This window comes from Futiania mangrovi (assembly GCF_024158125.1).
Classification (GTDB): Bacteria; Pseudomonadota; Alphaproteobacteria; order Futianiales; family Futianiaceae; genus Futiania; species Futiania mangrovi.
The window spans coordinates 265,389-282,524 of sequence record NZ_JAMZFT010000003.1; the positions used below are offsets into that span (position 1 = coordinate 265,389).

The window sequence follows — 17,136 nt, forward strand, 5'->3', positions numbered from 1 at the left end:
CTTGATCCGCCCTTATGGCGCGGCGCTTGCATTGGTTAACGCCTGCCGGCGCGCGCCTGCCCGGGATTCCCGCCTCACGGCCCGGAAATCCTGAGAATGGGCGCACGCGGGCGAAGGGCGGACCCTGAAAAGAACACTGACGTCATCGTCAAGTTTTTTGCCGGGCAGAGCGGCAAGAGGGTCCGGGGGAACGGGCGTCAGGTGCGGCAAGGCCAGACCGGCGCCCTTGCGAGGGACAGGCAGGCGATGACGACATTCGGCACTTTCCTGCGGCGCGGCACGATTGCGATTGCGGCCGCATCCGTGCTTCTGGCGGCAGGCGCGGCGCAGGCGGCGGTGATGCTCACCGATTCCACCGTATTCTCGTCCAACGAGACGGGCGAGAACTGGAACGGGATGATCTGGGACACGCAGAGCCCGCCGGCGGATTTCCGCAACATCTGGAACATGTACTACTCCAGCTCGTCCGACCCGCTGAACCCCGTGTTCCTAAACGGCGGCGGAACGGACCCGGGCATCTCCATCGACATGACGCCCGGCACCCATTCCTTCGTGATCTTCGGCGAGGGATTTACCGCGCCGGTGGATCCGCGCCAGCACTTCGTTCTCAACCTTTATTTCCAGGGCAACCAGGGCGCGCCCGACATCTCCGGCCTCTACGGGCCGACCTGCCCCACGGTCTGCGCGGCATCGAGCTGGAACGGCCTCGACCTCTTCGGCACCTCGGGTCTCGGCGGGAACGCCAACGCGCAGGAGGCCGGCACGCTGATGGTCCTCGCGGGCGGTCTGGAGATCACCCTGGAACATTTCACCTGGGCCATCGACACCCGGGTCGACCAGGTCTGGGAGCAGTATGCCGGCGACTACTTCGGCCAGTACAGCGGCAGGCCCGACTTCGTGGGCGAGGTCCGGATCAGGGTGCGCAGCACCGTGCCGGAGCCGCAGACGCTCGCCCTCCTCGGCCTCGGCCTGCTCGGCGCGGGCCTGATCGCCATGCGGCGGCGCAGCGCCTAGCCGTAGGCCGCCTCCAGCAGCGCCAGGATCTCGCCCGCGTCCCCGAAGGGGCGCGGGTTCGTCCGCACCCAGAGGTTCGAGAGCGCGATCTCCGCGACCTTCGGAAGCTGTGCACGCTCAACGCCCGCGGCCCTCAGAGTCGTCGGCAGGCCGAGGTCCGCGATCAGCGCGCCGACCGTGTCCGCCGCCGCCCCGCCGCCTCCGGGCGCGCCCATCGCCTCGGCGATCAGCGCCTGCTGCGGCCCGGTCACCGGCAGATTGTGCCGCATTACATGGGGCAGCATCACGCAGCTCGTGATGCCATGCGCCATGCCCGTGACCCCGCCCAGCGCGTGACCGATGCCGTGGCTCGCGCCGTATTGCACCCGCATGATCGAGGACGCGGCCATCCACGCCGCCTGCTGGCAGGCGAGCCGGGCCTCCATGTCCTCCGGCGCCTCCTTCGTCCGCCTCAGCCCCGCCGCCAGAAGCCGCAGCGCGTGCAGGGACAGCCCGTCGCAATAGGCATTGGCGTCGATGCCGCAGATCGTCTCGACCGCGTGGTCGACCGCCCGGATGCCGGTTGAGAGCCACAGCCACTCCGGCGTCGCCAGCGTCGCCTCCGGGTCGAGGATCACCGTGCGCGGGTTCACGTCGCGCCCCATGAAGGGCTCCTTCGCGCCGCGGGCCGTGTCCGTCGCCGCGCCGAGGTTGGAGAACTCCGCCCCCGACAGCGTCGTCGGCACGGCGATCTGCCGCACCGGACTTGCGAGGTCCGGCAGCACCGCCTTCCCGTCCTTGACCGCGAGGCGCACGGCATCCATGCCGCCTGCATCCCGGATGTCGGCGGCGAGCACCAATTGCAGCACCTTCACCGTGTCGATCACCGTGCCCCCGCCCATGGAGACGATCAGGTCCGCGCCCGCCTCCCGCACCGCGTTGGCGGCGTCGATCACCGTCTCGCGCGGCGTATGCTCCCGGCAGCCTGTGAAGGTGCCCGCGTGGCGCGCGCCCAGCGCCGCCGCCGTCTCCCGCACCACGGCGGCGTTTTCCGCAAGCGAGCGGGACGCGGCTATCATTACGCGCCGCGCACCCAGCCTCTCCGCCTCCTCCGCCACGGCCTCGGCGGCGGGCCTGCCGAAGATCACCCGGTCCTGCGGCAAATAGGTGTAGTGCCCGGCCCGCACCTCGCCGTTCCCCGCCATCGCCTGCACCCTCCCCATCCGGTTTGCGTCCGTTTGCGGGAAAGCGTCCGGCGGCCGTCCCGGCCTGTCAAGCGCACCCCGCTCTGCCGGGCTGCAGGGTGGACAAACCCGTGCCGCGTGGCTAGGTCGGGTGGGCAAGCTTCTTGCGCCCGCGCAAGCCGCGTCCCAGCCAAAGGCGGGCACCGACCGCGCCCTCTCATCCATTGCGTGCGTGCCTGCCTCGCCGGTTTCGGATCGCTCCGGACACCCGGACCGCTTCCCGCGGGCCAGGAAGAGCCATTCATGCGAGAGACTGGGAGGAAGACCCATGCAACATGTCGAGGATCTGTACCCGACCCGCAAGGACGGCCGGGAACACATCATCGACCGCCGCGACCCCGTCATCTGGGGCGAACCCGAAGCGGACCTGCCCAGTGGGCTGCCGGAGGACCGGCTGAAGCAATTCGCGCGCGACGGCTACCTCGTGGTGCCGGACGTCTTTTCACAAGACGAGGTGGCGCTGATGCAGGCCGAGCTTGACCGCCTCGCCGCCGACCGGGACGTACGCGCCCGCGAGGAAGCGGTGCTCGAGCCCGACAGCGAGATCGTGCGCTCGCTCTTCGCCCCGCACCGGTTCAGCCCACTCTTCGACCGCGTGGCGCGGGACCGGCGGCTCACCGACCCGATCCGGCAGATGCTGGCGGACGATCTGTACCTCCACCACGCGCGGGTGAACGTGAAGCCCGCCTTCGACGGGCGCAGCTTCGCCTGGCATTCGGATTTCGAGACCTGGCACGCCGAGGACGGCTTGCCCCGGATGCGCGCGGTCACCGGCTGGATCATGCTGACGGAGAACACGCCGTCGAACGGTCCGCTGATGCTCATTCCCGGCAGTCACAAGATCTTCGTCGGCTGCCCGGGCGAGACGCCGGACGACCACTACAAGACCTCGCTGCGCCGCCAGAAGCTGGGCGTGCCGCATGCCGACACGCTCAGGGAAATGGCTCGCAAGGGAGGCATCGCGGGCGCTTACGGCAAGCCCGGCACCGTGGTCTTTCACGAATGCAACACGTTGCACGGCTCACCCGACAACATGTCGCCCTGGGACCGGCGCAACCTGATGTTCGTCTACAATGCCTGGTCCAACCGGCCCGTGGGCAAGCCCTTCTCGGCGCGCAAGCCGCGGCCCGCGTTCCTCAGCGAACGTCCGGACGCGCCGCTCGTGCCCGCAGAGGGACCGCTGGCGCAGGCCTGACCCGCACGCCACGCCCCCGCCGCCTGCGGGCGGGGGCGCGGGCGATCTCACTGGAACTGCTTCAGATAGGCGATGACGTCCTCGCGGTCGTCTTCCTTCTTGAGGCCTGCAAAGCCCATCTTGTTCTTCGGAATGAACCCCCGCGGATCGGCGAGGTAGGCGTCGAGGTTATCTTCCGTCCACACGAGGCCTTCCGCCTTCTTCGACTGGAAGGCATCCGAATACTTGAAGCCGTCGACCGACGCGATCTCGGCCCCGACGATTCCGTTAAGCTCCGGCCCCACCCGGTTCTTCGCATTTTCGCCGACCATGTGGCAGGCCTTGCACTTGTTGAACACCTTCTCGCCCTTGGCGGCATCGCCGTCGGCAAGCGCCGGCCCGGCAACGAGCGCGGCGAGCGCGGCGGCAAGTATCGTCCTGCTGACGGTCATGGGTGTACTCCTTTCCTCACGTGCGCGGCCCGACGCCGGCCAGGCCGGCTTGCCGCGCTTGGGGTAACACACTCCTCCAGGCCCCGGTTCGCAAGGCCTAGCAATCAACACTGGCTGGGACATCTTGCCACCCCGCCCCGGGGCCGAGGCATCCTAGCGGTCGACGATGTGATGCTTCCCGACGGGCGTGATCGCGCTCGCCTGGGGCCCGGCGACGCCCTCCTTCTCGGCGACGACGATGCGCACCTCGTCGCCGACCGACAGCTTGTCGAAGCTGCCGTCCGTGACCGCGTTGCGATGGAAATAGACCTCCGGCCCGCCGGCCATCGCGACGAATCCGTGATCGTCGAACAGGCTTGCGACGCGGCCATGATCGGGGACGTCGTGCGCCTTCACGTCGCCGCGCATCTTGCGGGCGTGGGCCTTCAACGCGCGCTCGGCCGCCTCGAAACTGTCGCGGAGGGCGACATAGACGTCCTCGTGCGCGTGGTTCTGCGGCCCCGTTCCCCCGACGACGATCTCGTTGCCGGGCACGCCCAGGTCGACCATGACGCGGAACAGGCCACCCTTTCGGTGATGCTTGTCGGGCGCTTCCACGGTCACGCGGCAACTCGTGATGCGGTCGTAGAAACGCTCCAGCCGCGCGGCCTTCTCCCGGATGCGAGCCTCGACCGCCGGTGAGGGATCGGTGTTCTTGAAGGTGATCTGAAGCGGCGTTTCCATGCTTCTCGCTCCCTTTGCCTGCTCGGTTTTGCCGCACCAGAGCACGAAGCCGCCGCCGCCTTCGTTGCGGCAGATCAAGAACGCATCGCGCGATTGACATGCGTCAACGCCCGCGCTGGCCGGCCGCGCCAGCATGATGTGCCTGCCCGCACGAACGGCACACGAAACGGACAACAGCCGCGTGCGGAAGCGGAGGGAGGGATGCCGCCGATGCCGTGGGAGCCGATTGACAAGCGGCCGGATGCCGATGCCGTCGCGCCCAATCTGGACGACTACGACCGCGTGCGCGCGTCGTTCGAGTGGGAGGATGCGCGCGCCGCGCTGGGTCTCGCCCCTGGCGGGCCGGTCAACATCGCACATGCTGCCGTCGACCGGCATGTGAACGCGGGACGGGGCGACCGTCTCGCGCTCCGCTGGCTCGGCCGCGCCGGCGAGGTCCGCGACTTCACCTATGCCGATCTTGCCCGCGAATCCGCCCGCTTCGCGCGGCTCCTGACGGACCTGGGCGTACGCCGCGGCGACGTCGTCTTTTCACTGCTGGGCCGGGTGCCGGAGCTTTATCTCGCGGTGCTCGGCACGCTGAAGATGGGCGCGGTCTACTCCCCCCTCTTCTCCGCCTTCGGGCCGGAGCCCGTCCGCTCCCGCATGGAGATCGGGGGCGCGCGCGTCCTCGTCACCACCCGCACCTTCTACGAGCGCAAGGTGGCCCCCTGGCGCGATGCGCTGCCGGGCCTGGAACACGTCCTGCTGACCGACGCGGAGGGCGACCCGCCGCCCGGCACGCGCGACCTGCACGCCCTGCTCGCCGACACGCCTGCCGACGTCGAGACCGCGGAGACGGGGGCGGAAGATCTTGCACTGCTGCACTTCACCAGCGGCACGACCGGCAAGCCCAAGGGCGCCATGCACGTGCACGAGGCGGTCGTCGCGCACCATGCGACGGGGCGGTTCGCGCTCGACCTGCACGAGGGCGACATCTTCTGGTGCACCGCCGATCCCGGATGGGTCACCGGCACCTCCTACGGCATCGTCTCGCCGCTGACCGTGGGCTGCACCATGATCGTCGACCAGGCGGAGTTCGATGCCGAACGCTGGTACGCCACGCTGCAGGACCAGAAGGTCACCGTCTGGTACACCGCACCGACCGCGATCCGCATGCTGATGAAGATCGGTGGCGAGTTGCCTGCGCGCTTCGACCTTTCCCGCCTGCGGTTCCTTGCCAGCGTGGGAGAACCCTTGAACCCGGAAGCCGTGGTCTGGAGCAATCGTGTCTTCGGCCGGCCCTTCCACGACAATTGGTGGCAGACGGAGACGGGCGGCATCATGATCGCCAACTACGCCTCCGCGACCGTGAAGCCGGGCTCGATGGGCCGTCCGCTTCCGGGCATCGAGGCCGCCGTCGTGGAGCGCCGCGACGACGGGACGGTTGCCCTGCTCGACACGCCGATGGCGGTCGGCGAACTGGCCCTGAAGCGCGGCTGGCCCTCCATGTTCCGCGGCTATCTGAACCAGCAGGCGCGCTACGAGAAGGCCTTCGCGGGCATTTGGTACCTGACCGAGGATCTCGTCCAGCGCGACGGGGACGGCTATTTCTGGTTCGTCGGACGCGCCGACGACATGATCAAGTCCGCCGGCCACCTGATCGGGCCGTTCGAGGTCGAAAGCGCCCTCATGGAGCACGAGGCGGTCGCGGAAGCAGGCGTCATCGGCGTGCCCGACGAACGCATGGGCGAGGCGGTGAAGGCGTTCGTGGCGCTGAAGCCCGGGTTCGAGGACACCGAAACGCTGCGCCGCGACCTGCTGGCACATGCGCGCAAGCGTCTCGGCCCCGCGGTCGCCCCGCGCGAGATCGCGGTGCGCCCCGGCCTGCCCAAGACCCGCAGCGGCAAGATCATGCGCCGCCTTCTCAAGGCCCGCGAACTGGGCCTGCCCGAGGGCGACACGTCCACGCTTGAGGAGAACGGCCGATGACCGGCGCAGGCACGAAGGTCCATCTCACGCGCGAGCACGGGCTCGCCCTCCTCGCACAAATGCTGCGCATCCGCCGGTTCGAGGAACGCTGCGCGGAGCTTTACACGCAGGAGAAGATCCGCGGCTTCCTGCACCTCTACATCGGTGAGGAAGCGGTCGCGACCGGCGTGATGGAGACGCTCACGCCCGAGGACCGCATCGTCGCCACCTATCGGGAGCACGGGCACGCGCTGGCGCGCGGCATCTCCATGAACGCCGTCATGGCGGAGATGTACGGCAAGGCCGCGGGCTGCAGCCGGGGGCGCGGCGGCTCCATGCACCTGTTCGACCGGGAGACGAACTTCTACGGCGGCAACGCCATCGTCGGCGGCGGTCTGCCGATGGCCGTGGGCCTCGCGCTCGCCGACCGGATGCAGGACCGCGCGGCGCTCACCTGCTGCTTCTTCGGGGAGGGCGCGGCGGCGGAAGGCGAGTTCCACGAGAGCATGAACCTCGCCGCGCTCTGGAAATTGCCGGTCCTCTTCGTCTGCGAGAACAATCTCTACGCCATGGGCACGCGCCTCGACCTCAGCGAGGCGGAGACCGACATCGCCGCCAAGGCGCGCGGCTACGCCATGCCGGCGGAGGCCGTCGACGGCATGGACGTGGTCGCGGTGGAAGCGGCCGCGCGCCGTCTCGGCACGGAAATACGCGAGGGCGGCGGCCCGCGCTTCCTCGAATGCCGCACCTACCGGTTCCGCGCGCACTCCATGTTCGACCCGCAGCTTTACCGCACGAAGGAGGAGGTCGAGGCCTGGACCGAACGCGATCCCATCGCGCGCCTGCGCGCCTGGCTGGAGGAGGTCCGCTACCTGCACGCGGGCGACCTCGACCGGATCGAGGCGGAGACCGCGGACGAGGTGGAGGCCGCCGTCGCTTTTGCCGAGGCCGCCGAGTGGGAACCCGTCGAGGACCTGATGACCGACGTCGGCGCGGAGGCACGCACATGAGCGTCACCACCTACCGCGAGGCCGTGCGCGCCGCCATCCGGGAGGCCATGCAGAAGGACGAGCGCGTCTTCCTCATGGGCGAGGACGTGGGCCACTATGGCGGCTGCTACGCCGTCAGCAAGGGCCTGCTGGAGGAGTTCGGGCCCGAGCGCATCCGCGACACGCCGCTGTCGGAATCGGCCTTTACCGGTGCCGGCATCGCCGCCGCGATGGCGGGGATGCGGCCCATCGTCGAGGTGATGACGGTCAACTTCTCGCTGCTCGCACTCGACCAGATCATGAATACGGCCGCCACGATCCGCCACATGTCAGGCGGGCAGTTCCGTTGCCCCGTGGTGATCCGCATGGCGACGGGCGCGGGCCGCCAACTCGCCGCCCAGCACTCCCACAGTCTCGAAGGCTGGTATGCCCACATCCCCGGCATCCGGGTGCTCGCGCCCGCGACACTGGAAGATGCACGCGGGATGCTGTGGACCGCTCTCGATGACCCCGACCCGGTGCTGATCTTCGAGAACGCGCTCCTTTACAACATGGAGGGCGAACTGGCCGACGACGCGGGCGCGGTGGACATCGACCGGGCCGCGATCCGGAGGGAGGGACACGATATCACGCTCCTCACCTATGGCGGGTCCCTGGGCAAGACGCTCGCCGCCGCGGAACAGCTTGAGGGCGACGGCATCTCGGCGGAGGTGATCGACCTGCGCACGCTCCGCCCCCTGGACGAGGGCACGATCCTCGCGTCGGTCGCCCGCACGCGCCGCGCGATCGTCGTCGACGAGGGCTGGCGGACGGGAAGCCTCGCCGCCGAGGTCTCGGCCCGCATCATGGAAGGCGCGTTCTGGGAGCTGGATGCGCCCGTCGGCCGGGTCTGCAGCGCCGAGGTTCCCATCCCCTACGCCCAGCACCTGGAGGCTGCGGCGATCCCGCAGGTCCCCGGCATCGTGGCCGCCGCGCGCGCGGCGATGGGGCGGTGATGGCCGAGTTCCGGATGCCCTCGCTCGGCGCCGACATGGAGGCCGGCACGCTTGTCGAATGGCTGAAGAAGCCCGGCGAGAAGGTCGCGCGCGGCGACGTGATCGCGGTCGTCGAGACGCAGAAGGGCGCGATCGAGGTCGAGTGCTTCGAGACCGGCACGCTGGCCGAATACCTCGTCGAGCCCGGCGCCAAGGTGCCCGTCGGCACGCCGCTCGCCCGCATCGAGACGGAGAGCGAAAGGCACGAAGAACCCCGCCCCGCGACCCCGAAGCCCGAGGCAGCCGAACCGGCGCAAGCGCCCAAGCCTGCGGCCCCGAAGCCAGAACCCGAACCCCAAGTCCCACCGCCATCGCCCACCCCCGAGAGAGCCCGCCGCCGCGTCTCGCCCGCCGCACGCAAGATCGCGCGCGAGCGCGGCATCGACCTCTCAGGCATCGAGGGCAGCGGACCGGGCGGCGCCGTCGTCTCCGCCGACCTTCCCGAGGCCGCCGCGAGGCCCGCAGCATCCGCGCCCCGCGGACGCCTCGACCTCGGCGAGATGCGCAAGGCCATTGCCGCAGCCATGGCGCGCTCGAAACGGGAAATACCGCACTATTACCTCGCCCACGACATCGACCTGACCGCCGCGGAGACCTGGCTTGCCCGGACGAACGGCGCCCGCACGCCGGAAGACCGCCTGCTGATGGGCGTGCTGCTCGTCAAGGCCGTGGCCCGCGCGCTCGCCCGCTTTCCGGAGTTCAACGGGACGTGGGAGGACGCCGCGTTCCGCCCCGGCGAGGGCATCCACGTCGGCGTGGCCATCGCCATTCGCGGCGGCGGCCTGATCGCGCCCGCGATCCGGGACGCCGACGGCCTCTCCCTCGACGATCTCATGGCGCATCTGCGCGACCTCGTGGCGCGCGTCCGCTCGGGCGCCCTGCGCAGTTCCGAGCTTGGCGGCGCGACCGCGACGGTTTCCAGCCTCGGCGACCGGGGCGTTGGCACGCTCTACGGCGTCATCTACCCGCCGCAGGTCGCGCTGATCGGCTTCGGCCGGCCGTCCCCGCGGCCCTGGGCGGTCGGGGAGGCGCTCGCCGTGCGCACCGTGCTCACCGCCACGCTCGCCGCCGACCACCGGGCGAGCGACGGCCACCGCGGCGCGCTGCTGCTGCGCGAGATCGACACGCTGCTGCAAGACCCGGAGGCCCTGTGACATGACCCGCGACGAGATCCGCACCGCCGTCGTGGAGGAGGTCTCTGCCATCGCGCCCGATGCAGACCTCGCGGCGCTCGACCCCTCCGCCGACATGCGCGAGGCGATCGACCTCGACTCCATGGACGTGCTGAACCTGCTGATCGCGCTGCACAAGCGCCTCGGCATCGACATCCCGGAAGAGGACGCGGGCCAGCTCGTCACGCTCGGCGGTGCCGTCGACTATCTCGCGGCGCGCGCCGGCTGACGGCAGCGGGCTGGCGCCGGGGGGCCGCGATGGGATAAAGCGGGTCCGTCACCCGAACCCTGTAAGGCGGCACATGCGACGATCTCTCCCGCCTCCCCCGCCCTTGCAGGCAGTGCCATGACCGCAAGCCTGCTCGGCGGCCTGTTCCTCGCGGCCTTTGCCGCCGCGACCGTTCTGCCGGCACAGTCCGAAGGGCTGCTGGTCGCGCTACTGCTCGCGGGGCACGAGCCGTGGGTTCTGGTGGCGGTGGCGAGCGTCGGGAACACGCTCGGCTCCAGCGTGAACTGGCTCCTGGGGCGCGGGATCGAGCGGTTCCGCGACCGCCCCTGGTTCCCGGCGAGCGAGGCGGGCCTCGCGCGCGCCCAGCGCTGGTATCATCGCTATGGGAAATGGTCGCTGCTGCTGAGCTGGATGCCCATTGTCGGCGACCCGCTGACCGTGATCGCGGGCTTGATGCGGGAGCGTTTCTCCGTCTTCCTGCTGCTCGTCGCCGTCGCCAAGACCGGCCGCTACCTCGCCCTCGCCGCCGTTACGCTCAGCGTGGTGTGACAAGGAGGTAGAGCAAACCAGAAAGATCGCTCAACACAATTGACTTACACTTGAAGGCAGATAGCATACCATTTTATTATACGACTCATAATTTGAGAGGACATGGACATGGCCGAAAAGAGATACAATATACACTACAAGACAATCAAGCCAGTTGAGTTCTCCAGCAAATCGGCGGCGAAATCCTACCTGGAGTCTGAGCGAGAACTGTGGCGACCACTGCAGGAAGCCGTAGCAGAGAAAAATGAGCTCCGCTCGATTCAAACTCGAAACCACACATCCGCGCTTGAGGGATTTGATCAGGTTTTTGATAGGCTTCTGAAAGCTTGTGAGAACGTGGATGACTTTAACAGAAAAACAGCCACCCTCTACCAAGGAGAAATACTCCCACCCCCATCCTCATCAACAGAAGGAATTTTGATACTAGGCCTCTTAAAAGCCGGAAGGAAAGATGATGCAATTCATGCATTTATATACTTTGTCGCTAGAAATTATACAATAAATTACCAGAACCAAACATTTATCAAAGACGCCTTCGAGAACGGCAAGATACTGCACACTGCTGCCCACGCAGCAGCGGCCCTGGCCCCTGCAACGCCAATGTCGAAGCGGCTGAACGAGGCATTGCGCTCAGCCAAGGCGAATGCCGAGGCGCTCGACGAAGAGGTCGCAACAGCACAGACAATCAACAAGGAACATGCTCAGGCCCTGGAGCGTTTGCGCGACCACTGGAAGCGCCGCGCCAAAAGGATCGAAGCCATTATCGTTCGTCGCGAGCGACAGAGAAGGTCACGGTACGACTCTTGGCTTGCGAACATCGATGACGAGGTTGCCAAACGCTTTGAGCGTGCAGAGAAGCGCCTGGCTGCCCTCGACCGCGCCAACAAAACCAAACAGGAAGAGCGGCAAGCCGAATTTGATCGCCTGCTCGACCTCTTTCACACCCAACTTCGCTCGCGCGCTCCGGCAAAACTCTGGAGCGATCGAGCGGCTGCCCATATCAAGAAAGCAAATCATTCTCGTTGGGTTTTCTTGGGTGGAACGGCGGCTGCAGTCTTAATTGGGATCATGATCCCATACTGCTTCGGCGACTATATAGCACAGAGCTTCTTCACACTTAGCTGCGATCAGGCGACGCCTCCTGTCTGCACGCGGGTCTTTTCAGCAAAAGGACCGCTGACCGTTGCGGGACTTCTGCTTGTCATGTCGCTGGTCATGTGGGCCTTGCGCTTGACCTACAAGATCTATCTGAGCGAACGGCACCTCGCCTTGGATGCGAGCGAGAAGGAGGCGTTCGCGCAAACTTTTCTCGCCATAAAGGAGGGAGCGAACGTCGATGCTCAGAACGAGGCAATCGTTCTGGCGTCACTCTTCCGTCCCACGCAGGATGGAATCATAAAGGATGATGAAGGGGCAATCGACTTCTCGGCGGCTGCGATAATCGCGAGGCAGCTTGGGAAGGGCACTCCTTAACACCGCCCCTCTAGCACACCTTGCAGATCTCGCCGCCGGAGACGCGCACGAGGTCGTCGAAGGTGACGGGGAAGACCGCGTTCGGCGCGCCGGCTGCGGCCCACAGCGGGCCGATCCCCTGCAACGTCCCGTCGATGAAGGTGCGCAAGGGCGCGTCGTGACCGAAGGGCGGCACGCCGCCGATGGCGAAGCCCGCCTCCGCGCGCACGCGCTTGACGTCCGCGCGGGAAAGATCGTGGCCCGTGCGCGCCCGGAACGCCGCCGCGTCCACCTGGTTCGCGCCGGAGACGAGCAGCAGCACCAGCGCGCCCTCCCCCGTCTCGAACACCAGCGACTTGACGATCTGGGAGACCGCGCAGCCGCAGGCCTCCGCCGCTTCCGCCGCCGTGCGGGTGGAGGCGTCGAGGACATGCACCTCCGCCTCGAAGCCCAGCGCGCGGGCGCGTTCGGCGAAGCGTTCGGGTCCTGAACTCATCGGGCGGCTCCTCGCATGGCGCGGTCGGTGCGTCATCCTCGGCGAGCGTGCGCCCATGCGCAACGCGCGCGCGCCGCAAGGCACGCCTGCGCGGGAGAACGGTCATGTCGAACGGGAGGAGATGGCTGGGGCGCCAGGATTCGAACCTGGGATCACGGGACCAAAACCCGATGCCTTACCGCTTGGCTACGCCCCATCTGAAGCGGGCGGGAACATAGCCACCTCCGCGCGCGCGTGCAACGGTCTTGCTGCAAAAATTTATCGCCGCGCGCACCCCATCTCGCCCCTTGGCAAGCCGCACCATGATCGATATAACGCGCGCACCTCGGGCGGCGGAGTGTAGCTCAGCCTGGTAGAGCACTGTCTTCGGGAGGCAGGGGCCGCAGGTTCAAATCCTGCCACTCCGACCATCAACCGCTCGCCCGGGGTTCTTCCCGACACCGGATCGCATGCCGCGCCGCTCAAACCGGCGGCTGCTCCCGCTTGCCCGCCCGAATCGCGAACGCCGCCGCCGCCCAGAAGGCCGTGAGCAGGATCAGCGCCCCGGCGACCAGCGCCGCCAGGACCGCACCATAGGTGCCCGACGCCTGCCACAGATAGGCGACCGCCAGCGGGGCCGCCGCCTTCGCCACCAGCGAGGGGGCGAGCAGCGCGCCGTTGATCGCGCCATAGGCGTCGCGCGTCAGCATCTCCGGCACGGCGAGACCGCGGACGATCGTGAAGACCCCGTTCGCCGCTCCGTAGAGCGCCGCGATCGCCGCCGCCGAGACCAGTCCCGGCTCCAGCACCGCCAGCGCGATCATCGCGCCCGCGAAGACGACGACGGCGACGCAGCCGATCGACCGCACTGTCGCGCGCGGACCGAAGATCCAGATGCCGAAGCGTCCGGCCACCTGCGCCGGACCGATCACCGCCATGACCGTGACCGCGCCCGCTGCGTCCAGCCCGCGCTCCAGCAGCAGCGGATAGAGGTGGAAGGTGAAGGCGGAAAAGGTCGCCGTGTAGGCCACGAAGACCACCGCCAGCGCCCAGAACACGGGCGTGCGCATCGCCCGCGCGACTGCGCGGCGTCCCGCCAGCGGTGCTGCGGCCCCCGCGGCGGGCGGCGGCGCGGGCGCGTCCCTGCCTGCATCGATCATGGACGCATAGAGCCCCGCGCAGATCGCGATATTGACCCCGCCCAGCGCCACCAGCGCGCCGCGCCAGCCCCACCAGCCCATGAGCACCTCGATGAGCGGGATGAAGACCGTGCTCGCGAACCCGCCCCACAGCGTCAGCGCGGTGATTCCCGCCCGCGCGCGCCCCGCCCCCATGCGCCGCGAGATGACCGCGAACGCCGGCTCGTAGAGCACCGCCGCCTGCAGGCAGCCGATCCCTGCGAACACCGCGTAGAAGAGCCAGAGCGTTTCAACCTGCGACCACGCGATCAGCAGCAGCCCCGCCAGCAGCGATCCGCCCGTCATCACCGCGCGCCCATGTCCCCGGTCGATGGCCGCGCCCACCGGATAGGCTGCAAGCCCCGACAGCGCGAGGCCGAGCGTGATCGCGCCATAGAGATCCGGCCGCGACCAGCCCAGCTCGCGCCCCATGCCCTCCGCGATCTGCGGGAAGCTGTAATAGAGACTGCCCCAGGAGCAGATCTGCCCGATCCCCAGCGCGGCGACGAAGCCGCGGGTGCCGGGCGCAAGGCGGGTCACATCTTCCGGAACGCCGATGCCGCGCATGGCCTGTCACTCCTGCTCACGCCAGAGAAGCCGAAGCGTGCGCCGCTTGCAATCCGCGCCGCACGCAAGTCAGGCCGCCGTTCTCGGGCCTTCATCGACTTTTCAGCACGCCCCCTGTATCCCGGTTCCTGCGCGCCGCGATTCCCGACCCGCGTGCGCGCGTGTCCTCACTGTTCCCGGATCCACGACGATGCCGAACGACGCCACCATCCCGCCGCATCAGACGCCCACCAAGGCCTATCGCAACGAGTCCTTCCTGCTCGGCCGCGAGGGGCGGCCGCTGCGCATCCTGTCGGAGTATCTGGAGCCCCTGAAGCGGCTGCGCGACGCCGGCATCGAGGACACCATCGTCTTCTTCGGCTCCGCCCGCATCCCGCCGCGCGACGTGGCGCAGGAAGCGCTGGACGCGCTGGCAGCCGACGCCAGCGCCGAGGACCGTGCCGCGGCCGAGCGCACGCTCGCCATGTCGGAATACTACGAGGCCGCGCGCGAGCTTGCCCGCCGCCTCGCCTTCTGGGCCGAGCACCTGGGCGGCGGGAACCACCGCTTCGCCATCCTGACGGGCGGCGGCCCCGGCATCATGGAGGCGGCCAACCGCGGCGCGCACGAGGCGGGCGCCCCGTCGATCGGCATGAACATCTCCCTGCCGTTCGAGCAGTATCCGAACCCCTACATCAGCAAGGGGCTGGCGTTCGAGTTCCATTACTTCTTCATGCGCAAGTTCTGGCTCGTCTACATGTCCAAGGCGGCTGTCATCATGCCGGGCGGCATGGGCACGCTGGACGAGTTCTTCGAGCTTCTGACCCTCGTGCAGACCGAAAAGATCCGCCGCAAGCTGCCGATCGTCCTGTTCGGCCGGTCGTATTGGGAGCCCATTCTGAACTTCCAGCCCATGGCATCCTCTGGCACGATCTCTCCAGAAGATCTCGCGCTCTTCCACGTCACCGATTCCGTGGACGATGCGTGTTCCTGGCTGCAGGCGCAGTTGAAGTCCTGGGCCGTGGACAATCCGGGCGGCGGCCTCGACCAGTGGCTCGACCCCATCGCCTGACGAAGGCAAGACAAGAAGGAAACCGCCCCGCATGAGCCGCCTCGACAGCGTCATCCGCCGGTTGTCCGCACAGCGCGACATCCTGAACACGATGCCGGAGCGGCTGAAGGCGCTGCCAGGCCCGGTCCTCGAGGTCGGTCTCGGCAACGGACGCACCTACGACCATCTGCGCGGGCTGTTTCCGGGGCGGGAGATCTTCGCCTTCGACCGCACGCTGAACGCCCACCCGGCCTGCGTGCCCGACGAGGATCACCTGGTCCTCGGCGAGATCGAGGAGACGCTGGGCAAGGCGAAGGACTGGCTGCCCGCGCCCGCCGCGCTGGCCCATCTGGACATCGGCACGCCGGACGACGAGGTGAACCGCCGCATCCGCGCCTTCCTCGAGAAGACGCTGCCGCAGATCATGGCGCGCGGCGGCCTTGTCGTCTCCGACCAGTGGCTGCGGTCGACGCGCCTCACGGTACTGCCCATGCCGGACGCGGTTCCGGCCGGCCGCTACTACCTCTACATGGCCTCGGGGCCCGACCGCGGCTGAACGTCAGAGCGTCTCGAGGAAGCGGACCGGCGCACCGTTCGCCTTTGCCGCGATCTCGCCCTCCCACATCGCCTTGCGACCGCGGATGATCGTGCCGACGGGCCAGCCCTTGACCGTCTGCCCGGCGAAGGGCGTCCAGCCGCAGCGGCTTTCGTTCCAGTCCTCGGTGATCTCGCGGGCGGCCTTCAGGTCGACGAGGGTGAAATCCGCGTCCCAGCCGACCGCGAGCCGGCCCTTGCCACAGATGTTGAAGACCCGCTGCGCGCTGTGCGACGTAAGGTCCACGAGGCGCTGCAGCGTCAGCCGCCCGTTCGCGCAATGGTCGAGCAGCAGCGGCAGCAGCGTCTGCACGCCCGGCATGCCCGACGGGCTCGCGGGATAGGTCTGGGCCTTCTCCTCCTTCGTGTGCGGCGCGTGGTCGGAGCCGATCACGTCCACGATCCCGGCCCGCACGGCCTGCCACAGCGCGTCGCGGTGGTGCGCTTCGCGGATCGGCGGGTTCATCTGGGCGTAGGTGCCGAGCCGGTCGTAGCAATCCGGCGCGGCGAGCGTCAGGTGCTGCGGCGTCGTCTCGACCGTCGCGATGTCCTTGTGATCGGCGAGATAGGCCATTTCCTCCGCCGTCGTGACATGCAGCACGTGCACGCGCCGGTGGGCCTCCCGCGCCAGCGCGATCAGGCGGCGCGTCGCCTTGAACGCGCTCTCCACGTCGCGCCAGACCGGATGCGTGCCGGGCTTGCCCTCGCGCGCCTCCGCCTTGCGCTCGATTAGTCGCGGCTCGTCCTCGCAATGCACAGCGACGCGGCGATGGCCGGATTTCAGCGTCTCCAGCAGCGGCGCATCCTCCGACACGAGCAGGCTGCCCGTGGACGATCCCATGAAGATCTTCACCCCGCAGCAGCCCGGCTGGCGCTCGAGATCCGGCAGTTCCGGCGCATTCTCCCCGTTCGCCCCGACATAGAAGGCGAAGTCGCAGAACATGCGGTCGCGCGCGCGGGTCACCTTGTCGGCCAGCGCCTCCGCCGTCGTCGTGGAGGGCTTGGTGTTCGGCATCTCGAACACCGCCGTGACCCCGCCCGCCACCGCGCAGCGCGACCCCGTCTCCAGGTCTTCCTTATGCTCGTTTCCGGGCTCGCGGAAGTGCACCTGCGTGTCGATCACGCCCGGCAGGACGTGCAGTCCCACGGCGTCGACCGTCTCACCCGCGCTTGCCTGTGAAAGGTTGCCGATCGCCGCGATCCGCCCGTCGCGGACGCCGACGTCGGCCTGTCCGATACCGTCGTGGTTGACCACGGTGCCGCCGCGGATCAAAAGATCGAAACTCTGTGCCATGGTGCAATCTCCGCTTAGCAAGGCCGCGGGGACCTTT

General features: G+C 68.4%; 17 protein-coding genes and 2 tRNA genes. 12 read left to right on the forward strand and 7 right to left on the reverse strand.

The features are described from left to right. The first annotated feature begins 246 nt into the window (after positions 1 to 246). Positions 247 to 1,014 (forward strand): PEP-CTERM sorting domain-containing protein, encoded by a 768-nt coding sequence (locus NJQ99_RS13985; RefSeq protein WP_269333489.1) that lies wholly within the window; start codon positions 247 to 249, stop codon positions 1,012 to 1,014. Here NJQ99_RS13985 and NJQ99_RS13990 read toward each other — a convergent pair. After that, positions 1,011 to 2,198: an iron-containing alcohol dehydrogenase gene (locus NJQ99_RS13990; RefSeq protein ID WP_269333490.1), complete on the reverse strand. Its 1,188-nt coding sequence runs from the start codon at positions 2,196 to 2,198 to the stop codon at positions 1,011 to 1,013. The genes NJQ99_RS13985 and NJQ99_RS13990 overlap by 4 nt on opposite strands. 307 nt (positions 2,199 to 2,505) lie before the next feature. Here NJQ99_RS13990 and thpD point away from each other — a divergent pair, with 307 nt between their 5' ends. After that, entirely contained in the window at positions 2,506 to 3,432 is a 927-nt protein-coding gene (gene thpD / locus NJQ99_RS13995; RefSeq protein ID WP_269333491.1) for an ectoine hydroxylase, read from the forward strand. Positions 3,433 to 3,479: 47 nt separating this feature from the next. Here the strand turns inward: thpD and NJQ99_RS14000 are convergent, their stop codons facing one another. Both NJQ99_RS14000 and NJQ99_RS14005 read right to left on the reverse strand, forming a co-directional pair. Then, positions 3,480 to 3,863: a c-type cytochrome gene (locus NJQ99_RS14000; RefSeq protein ID WP_269333492.1), complete on the reverse strand. Its 384-nt coding sequence runs from the start codon at positions 3,861 to 3,863 to the stop codon at positions 3,480 to 3,482. A 153-nt stretch (positions 3,864 to 4,016) separates the two neighbouring features. Then, positions 4,017 to 4,586 carry an HPF/RaiA family ribosome-associated protein gene (locus tag NJQ99_RS14005; protein WP_269333493.1) on the reverse strand — a complete coding sequence of 190 codons (570 nt, stop codon included), beginning with the start codon at positions 4,584 to 4,586 and terminating at the stop codon, positions 4,017 to 4,019. Positions 4,587 to 4,796: 210 nt separating this feature from the next. On the opposite strand from NJQ99_RS14005, the gene acsA reads away from it, so the two are divergent. The 7 genes from acsA (at position 4,797) to NJQ99_RS14040 (ending at position 11,982) form a co-directional block, all read left to right on the forward strand. Further along, a complete protein-coding gene (acsA, locus tag NJQ99_RS14010) occupies positions 4,797 to 6,557 on the forward strand; it encodes an acetate--CoA ligase (RefSeq protein ID WP_269333494.1) in 1,761 nt (586 codons plus the stop codon). After that, the gene (gene pdhA, locus NJQ99_RS14015; protein ID WP_269333495.1) at positions 6,554 to 7,546 is read left to right on the forward strand and encodes a pyruvate dehydrogenase (acetyl-transferring) E1 component subunit alpha; all 993 of its coding nucleotides are present in this window, start codon (positions 6,554 to 6,556) and stop codon (positions 7,544 to 7,546) included. Before acsA ends, pdhA begins: the two co-directional genes overlap by 4 nt. After that, a complete protein-coding gene (locus NJQ99_RS14020; protein ID WP_269333496.1) occupies positions 7,543 to 8,520 on the forward strand; it encodes an alpha-ketoacid dehydrogenase subunit beta in 978 nt (325 codons plus the stop codon). Before pdhA ends, NJQ99_RS14020 begins: the two co-directional genes overlap by 4 nt. After that, the gene (locus NJQ99_RS14025) at positions 8,520 to 9,713 is read left to right on the forward strand and encodes a dihydrolipoamide acetyltransferase family protein (RefSeq protein WP_269333497.1); all 1,194 of its coding nucleotides are present in this window, start codon (positions 8,520 to 8,522) and stop codon (positions 9,711 to 9,713) included. Before NJQ99_RS14020 ends, NJQ99_RS14025 begins: the two co-directional genes overlap by 1 nt. Position 9,714: 1 nt before the next feature. Further along, on the forward strand, positions 9,715 to 9,960 hold the full coding sequence (locus NJQ99_RS14030) for an acyl carrier protein (RefSeq protein WP_269333498.1): 246 nt from the start codon (positions 9,715 to 9,717) through the stop codon (positions 9,958 to 9,960). Between the two features lie 117 nt (positions 9,961 to 10,077). Continuing rightward, positions 10,078 to 10,509 (forward strand): YqaA family protein, encoded by a 432-nt coding sequence (locus NJQ99_RS14035; RefSeq protein ID WP_269333499.1) that lies wholly within the window; start codon positions 10,078 to 10,080, stop codon positions 10,507 to 10,509. A 108-nt stretch (positions 10,510 to 10,617) separates the two neighbouring features. Then, complete coding sequence (locus NJQ99_RS14040; RefSeq protein ID WP_269333500.1) at positions 10,618 to 11,982, forward strand: DUF6161 domain-containing protein; 1,365 nt, start codon at positions 10,618 to 10,620, stop codon at positions 11,980 to 11,982. Between the two features lie 10 nt (positions 11,983 to 11,992). Here the strand turns inward: NJQ99_RS14040 and NJQ99_RS14045 are convergent, their stop codons facing one another. Both NJQ99_RS14045 and NJQ99_RS14050 read right to left on the reverse strand, forming a co-directional pair. Next, on the reverse strand, positions 11,993 to 12,457 hold the full coding sequence (locus tag NJQ99_RS14045; protein WP_269333501.1) for a YbaK/EbsC family protein: 465 nt from the start codon (positions 12,455 to 12,457) through the stop codon (positions 11,993 to 11,995). A gap of 122 nt (positions 12,458 to 12,579) precedes the next feature. Continuing rightward, a tRNA-Gln gene (locus tag NJQ99_RS14050) sits at positions 12,580 to 12,653 on the reverse strand. Positions 12,654 to 12,790: 137 nt separating this feature from the next. Here NJQ99_RS14050 and NJQ99_RS14055 point away from each other — a divergent pair. Next, positions 12,791 to 12,867: transfer RNA gene (locus NJQ99_RS14055), tRNA-Pro, on the forward strand. Between the two features lie 51 nt (positions 12,868 to 12,918). On the opposite strand, the gene NJQ99_RS14060 is transcribed toward NJQ99_RS14055, so the two are convergent. Then, a complete protein-coding gene (locus NJQ99_RS14060) occupies positions 12,919 to 14,181 on the reverse strand; it encodes an MFS transporter (RefSeq protein WP_269333502.1) in 1,263 nt (420 codons plus the stop codon). A 190-nt stretch (positions 14,182 to 14,371) separates the two neighbouring features. On the opposite strand from NJQ99_RS14060, the gene NJQ99_RS14065 reads away from it, so the two are divergent. After that, positions 14,372 to 15,232: an LOG family protein gene (locus NJQ99_RS14065; RefSeq protein WP_269333503.1), complete on the forward strand. Its 861-nt coding sequence runs from the start codon at positions 14,372 to 14,374 to the stop codon at positions 15,230 to 15,232. Positions 15,233 to 15,263: 31 nt separating this feature from the next. After that, positions 15,264 to 15,767 (forward strand): class I SAM-dependent methyltransferase, encoded by a 504-nt coding sequence (locus NJQ99_RS14070; RefSeq protein ID WP_269333504.1) that lies wholly within the window; start codon positions 15,264 to 15,266, stop codon positions 15,765 to 15,767. 3 nt (positions 15,768 to 15,770) lie between these two features. On the opposite strand, the gene NJQ99_RS14075 is transcribed toward NJQ99_RS14070, so the two are convergent. Beyond that, a complete protein-coding gene (locus tag NJQ99_RS14075; RefSeq protein ID WP_269333505.1) occupies positions 15,771 to 17,099 on the reverse strand; it encodes a dihydroorotase in 1,329 nt (442 codons plus the stop codon). Positions 17,100 to 17,136: the final 37 nt, after the last annotated feature.